General features: G+C 63.9%; 4 protein-coding genes. 2 read left to right on the top strand and 2 right to left on the bottom strand.

Translation table 11 applies throughout. The annotated features are described in order from the left end of the window. Positions 1–313, bottom strand: a 313-nt coding sequence (locus GYH36_RS18915) for a hypothetical protein (protein ID WP_203232047.1), incomplete at its 3' end; no start/stop codon positions are given. 175 nt (positions 314–488) lie between these two features. Between GYH36_RS18915 and GYH36_RS18910 the strand changes: the two genes are divergently transcribed. Together GYH36_RS18910 and GYH36_RS18905 are read left to right on the top strand one after the other, a co-directional pair. Next, positions 489–1,109 carry an SLATT domain-containing protein gene (locus tag GYH36_RS18910; protein WP_162290680.1) on the top strand — a complete coding sequence of 207 codons (621 nt, stop codon included), beginning with the start codon at positions 489–491 and terminating at the stop codon, positions 1,107–1,109. After that, positions 1,093–2,391: a nucleotide-binding domain-containing protein gene (locus GYH36_RS18905; RefSeq protein WP_162290679.1), complete on the top strand. Its 1,299-nt coding sequence runs from the start codon at positions 1,093–1,095 to the stop codon at positions 2,389–2,391. The genes GYH36_RS18910 and GYH36_RS18905 overlap by 17 nt, the downstream gene beginning before the upstream one ends. A gap of 69 nt (positions 2,392–2,460) precedes the next feature. On the opposite strand, the gene GYH36_RS18900 is transcribed toward GYH36_RS18905, so the two are convergent. Continuing rightward, a partial coding sequence (locus GYH36_RS18900) for a DUF6119 family protein (protein WP_203232046.1) occupies positions 2,461–3,409 on the bottom strand: 949 nt, incomplete at its 5' end.

Genomic DNA, 3,409 nt, shown 5'->3' with positions numbered 1-3,409 from the left:
CTTGCCATGAACGATCAGACTCCTCACAGGTCAGGCCCGCAAGCAACGGGCCCTGCCACAAAGTCTGACGCGCGACAGGTTGACCCTGTTCGATCCGGATCCTGCGTGCCTCGCCCGCCTGCACCCAGGCAATGCACGCAGCCCCTGATGCGACAAATAGCGCGAGCCATGCAGCCAGCGCCGTCCACTCATCCGGTGTTCGTGCCAGCAGGTGAGCCGGCGACGTGGCACTGGCCGCGTGCCCCGCGGCAAAGGATGCGAGGCCGACCAAGGCTGTCGCGGCCACGGCGATGAACAGGTGCTTGCGGCTCATGGCGCGCGAGCCTAGCCGCCAGCCGAGTTCGACCTCCGAACCCTGTACCAGCGCGTGCGTCGCGCGCCACATCCGTGTCAGTGGGTCCCTCTAGCCTCGTCTTCGGACCGCAGCGCTGCGCTCGGACCTGCGGATCGGCGCTCGAGCCGCATGCTGTCAGCACGAAGGAGTCTGCGTGGACGCTGGTCTAAGCACGACATCATCTCGCGGTGAGCCGCGCGCGCTTCTCCTCGCGCAGGTCCGCGAGGCGTATGGCCGGATCTGCTACACGCACAAGACGCAGGAGAAGCAGGCCGACATCTGCCACGAGAAGTACCGCAAGCAGCGCCGCGTCCGCGTCGGGTTGACGGCGGTGAGTTCGGGCGCTTTCCTCGCCTCGCTCACTGGTCTGCTGCTCGACAAGCAGTGGGCGGCGGTCGTGACCTCGTTCATCGCCGTGCTGCTCTCCGCCAGCGCGCTGTCGGACAAGACGTTCCAGCACGGCGAGGAGATGCAGCAGCATCGCGAGACGGCGGCGAAACTCTGGAACGTGCGGGAGTCGTACCTGTCTCTCCTGGTCGACCTCACCTCCGGGAGCATCACCCTGGAGGAAGGTAGGGGCGAGCGCGACAAGTTGCAGGTTGCCGCCGGGGCGATCTACGCAGACGCACCTCGGACTTCCGCCGCCGCGTACAAGCGCGCTCAGGAGGCCCTGCAGATGCATGGCGACCTGACGTTCTCTTCCGCGGAGATCGACCAACTGCTGCCGCCGGCACTCCGCACTGGACAGGCAGTCGCCGATGTCGCAAGCGAGTGAGATCTTCGAGGGGTTGCTCGCAAACCTGAGTGTCGACAATGCGGACACCATCACAGCGAGACGTGACGAGATCACCAAGACCCTCAACCGCGAGTTCCGCAACCTCGAGGGATCGACCGCGAACCGGCTGATGGTCGGTTCGTTCGGCCGGTCTACTGCGATCCGCGGCATCTCTGACCTGGACCTTCTCTACATCCTGCCTGGCTCCATCCGTGGGACCTACGAACAGGACGGAGGCCCCTCAAAGGTGCTCTCGCGGACCCGGAAGGCGATCCAGGACCGCTACCCCAGCACGTCGGTCACCGTCGACAGACTCGTTGTCGTCGTCCAGTTTGCCAGCTTCATGTTTGAGGTCCAGCCGGTCTTCGCGAACACCGACGACAGCTTCTCCTACCCTGACACCTACTCGGACTCCTGGAAGATCACCAAACCACGGGCCGAGATCAAGGAGACGAGCGCTGAAGACGAGCGGTCCCGGGGGAACCTTCGTCGGCTGTCGAGGCTCGCCCGCGCCTGGAAGAACAAGCACGGCGTCGCCATGGGCGGACTGCTTATCGACACGCTCGCCTACAACTTCCTCCGGTCGAACACCGCCTACCGCACGGCCAGGTCGGATCAGTACGGCGAGATGGCGCGCGACTTCTTCTGGTACCTCTCGCAGGAAGACGATCACGAGTTCTACGCCGCACTCGGCAGCCGCCAGCGGGTCCGCGTGAAGAAGAAGTTCCAGCGTCGCGCGAAGGCAGCGTACGACCTGGCTGTCCTCGCCGTCAGCGCCGACGGTAACGCGAACGCCTACAAGAAGTGGCGCGCTGTCTTCGGGAAGGCCGTTCCGGTCGTCGCCGCCGCAACCGAGTCCGTTCTCGCTTCGGCTTCGCGATCGTTCAGCAACACCGAACAGTTCATCGAGGATCGGTACCCCGTTGACATCCGCTTCAGTCTCTCGATCGACTGTTCAGTGGTGCAGGACGGGTTCCGTCCCCAGTGGCTCCGAACGATCCTCGATTCGCATGGACTCCTCCGACCTCAGAAGGACCTGCGGTTCCAGATCATCCAGACCGATGTGCCCGGCCCGTATGTCGTGAAGTGGAAGGTCCTCAACCGAGGACCTGAGGCCGAGCGTCGAGACAACATCCGCGGCCAGATCATCGACCCGAGCGTCGGGGCCGAGCGCCGCGAGCGTACACAGTTTCGTGGCGAGCATCTCGTGGAGTGCTACATCATCAAGAACGGCGTAGTTGTCGCCCGCGATAGCGTTATCGTCCCGATCTCAGCAACCTGACTTAGGGATGGAACACGCGGCTGTCGCCGTCTGCTCGTTAAGGTCCAGGGCTTGGCTGCGGCGATCAGGTCAGTGGAATGGACACGATCCGGACCTCCACACCTCGCTCCTCAAGCGCCGTCGCCTGCCTGACGAGGTTGACCTTGGTGAAGGTAAAAAGCTCTCAGCGGTAACACCCCGACGTCCATCGCTTCGATGCATTGCGAGGATCACGCGCTTCGGCTTCGCGCCGAACGAGCCCCGATCGCCACCAGCAGCCGCGATCCGGGCACGGACCGCTTCACGGGCTTCGGAGTCATTGCAGAGCGAGTCGGTTGACACGAGCGCCTGCGCAATCAGATGGCTCGCGGCTGTCGACCGGTCCGTCTTCTTGACGTGGATCAGCGTTCCTTCGCCGACGTAGACGTCGCAGGCTTCGATCCCCCGTCGGTGCAGGCGAGTGGTGATCAACTTCTTGTCAAGGCAAGCACCGCCAACCGCAGCGGCAAGCTTCTCGTTGTAGGCCGCTTCCTCCATTCCGGTGTCCCATGTCGGGAAAGCGAGATCCTCGACGCGCCGAGCGAAAATCTCCGCAGTTCGTGAGTTGATATTCTCCGCATAGTCGTTGTGGACTTGATACCAGCCGCCGTCATACAGTGCATACGCGCGTCCGTCGAGCTCGGTCTGGAAGGCGATCCAGCGACGCAGCGGGATCGCCTGGCTGATCGGTTCCTGCCCTTCCGCGTCACGGAACAGCTGGATCGTCGCGCGATCAACGCGATCGAGACGCCTGCCGGTGGGGTACGTGGCGAGAGCGGAGGCGATCTCGTCCCACTCGGGCTGACCCTGCCGCACATGGTTCTGGCCTCGTGGCCAGAGGTTGGCTGGGGTCCAGGCGTCAGGGGTGCCGTTTTCGTCGATGCGCTCGTATGGCCATGCGAGCCCGACCAAGGAGGAAGCGGTGAATCGCCCTGGGTTTGTTGGAGGTTCCTGACCTTGGAAACGAGGATGGAGCCATGCCGAAGGAGCAGACGCCGGG

Source organism: Cellulosimicrobium composti (assembly GCF_010287905.1).
GTDB classification, from domain to species: Bacteria; Actinomycetota; Actinomycetes; order Actinomycetales; family Cellulomonadaceae; genus Cellulosimicrobium; species Cellulosimicrobium composti.
The sequence above is the reverse complement of the archived record's forward strand: the minus strand, read 5'-3'. Positions and strand labels throughout refer to the sequence as shown.